Below are 2,104 nucleotides of genomic sequence, written 5' to 3'. Positions count from 1 at the left end.
CGTGATCTTGTAGGGCAAGGTTTAGGCAAAGGATCGTTTATTCCGGGAAAAGATTCGATCGAGCAAGTCAAAAGCCTGCTGGATAGTGGGGCAGATTATGCCAAAGCCCACAATCTCCCCTTCGGTGAGCCTTTAAGTGAAGAACAATTGGCTTTGCTAGAAGCGCCGATGGTGATTTATGTACACCAACAGGTCAAGGGCATGGATGTTTATGCACCGGTGCTTTACATCCCAGAAAAAGACAGAGCCTCCTTTGTTTCTGCTGGGGCTTTGATGATGGGTGATGATGTCAATATCACCAGCAAAGATCTGGTGAATTCAGGGCGAATAAGCGCTACCCATAATTTATCTGTGCACAGTGATGATATTTTGGGTAAAGGGGGGCATTTTGCCGCCGGAAATGATGCTGTTTTAGTTGCACAGAACACTATTCGTTTGGATGCAGGGCGCACAAGGGTTGATGGTGTGGAGACTGTTTTAAACACCGATGCCTTGTCTTCCGGGGGCAATGCGACAGTTCTTGCCAAGCAAGATATTACAGCTTCGGGGGTAAAAATCACCACAGGGGGTGATCTTGCCATGGCCACAGAGCAGGGCAATTTGACGATCGGTGCCGTCAAAACCGAGCATCATGATGCACAGGGTGATGCCTCCATGCATCAACAATCAGAAGTCCATTCTGGGGGCTCAACAACGCTTATCTCTGGAAAAGATCTGAATATTTTAGGCTCTGAAGTTCAAGCACAGGATAATCTTTTCTTACAAGCAAAAGACAATGTTTCAATTGATGCCACACGCAACAGTGCCAATAGCCATCGGGGGGATCAAAGCTCCCATGTTGCTGTCCATAATGGTTCTCATTTGAGCTCTGGCAAAGATACCACGGTCATATCCGGAAAAGATATCCATATTTCTGCCTCCGATATAGAAGCAAAGGGTAATGTTGCTCTTGGTGCTCAAGGGGATATCACAATAGATACTAAAGCCGATGAGATGGAGTATCATCTTCAGGATAAAAATCTTAAAGTGGATATGCAAGCCTCTGTTGCTGTTGGTTCTTCGATAAAATCTGGGGGTGATATCACCGCTATTGCGGGGCAGGATGGCAAACCACATGATCTCACCATTACGGGCAGTTCCATTGCAGCTGATGGCAAGGTGGGGTTGAAAGCAAGCCAAGATATTCTCATCAACAATGCGGAAAATAGCTTACATTATGAGATGAACTACCATAAAGAGGGTGGGGTGTTCAGCAGCAGCAAATCCGAACATAACAAGATGGATGCAACAGAAGTTTCTGGTTCATTGATATCTGGAGGCAAAGGCGTTGCCATTGATTCAGGAAACAACACGGAAGTTGTCGCCTCGATGCTCATAGCTGGTAAGCCAGGGGAAACATCTGATCAGGAACAAGCGAATATTTCTATTCACTCTGGGGGAAATATTCTCATCAAAGGTGCGCAAGAGAAGTATGATCAGCAACAACAATCCTCAAAAAGTGGTTTTTTGCATGAGGAATCTTCCAATACAGCTGAATCCCATACCACAACGGTTTCCTCCATTTTTTTGGCGACGGGCAATATTGATTTGCAAGCAAAAAAAGATGCCACAATTACGGCTTCTCATATGATTGCAGATCAAGACATCAATGTTGCGGCAGAAAATGTAACGATTAATGGCATGACAGACCATCATAAGAGCCATTCAGAAACCCATGAAACCGGTTTTGGTGTGGGATCAGGCAAGGGCTTTGTGTCGATATATGGGAGTGAGGGAAAGACAGAAAATGAGGAAAGCTTTGAACATCAAGGCTCTTCTCTCAATGGAAAAAATATTACCATCACCGCTATAAAAGAAGATGTGAACGTGGTGGGTTCTGACTTTATGGCGAACGAAGATATTAAGCTTTCGGCAGCCCATGATGTGAACGTTTCCCCTGGTCAGAATAGTCATAGCACAAATTCAAAGGAAGAACGCACAGGCTTTGGCATTCAGTTTGAAAAGAGCAACAGCGGTGCTTCTGTAGGTGTTGGAATTGCAAGCGCCAAAGATACGGGCGATCAATGGGAAAATACTTCCACACAATCACACATCACGGCACGCC

At 45.2% G+C, this 2,104-nt stretch carries 1 protein-coding gene; it reads left to right on the top strand.

Features of this window, described 5'->3' with window-relative positions:
- The coding region (locus tag PVV68_RS10165; protein WP_273783013.1) for a hemagglutinin repeat-containing protein at positions 1-2,104 on the top strand (2,104 nt) is incomplete at both ends.

The organism is Bartonella sp. ML69XJBT (assembly GCF_028618515.1).
Lineage (GTDB): Bacteria > Pseudomonadota > Alphaproteobacteria > Rhizobiales > Rhizobiaceae > Bartonella.
The sequence above is the reverse complement of the archived record's forward strand: the minus strand, read 5'-3'. Positions and strand labels throughout refer to the sequence as shown.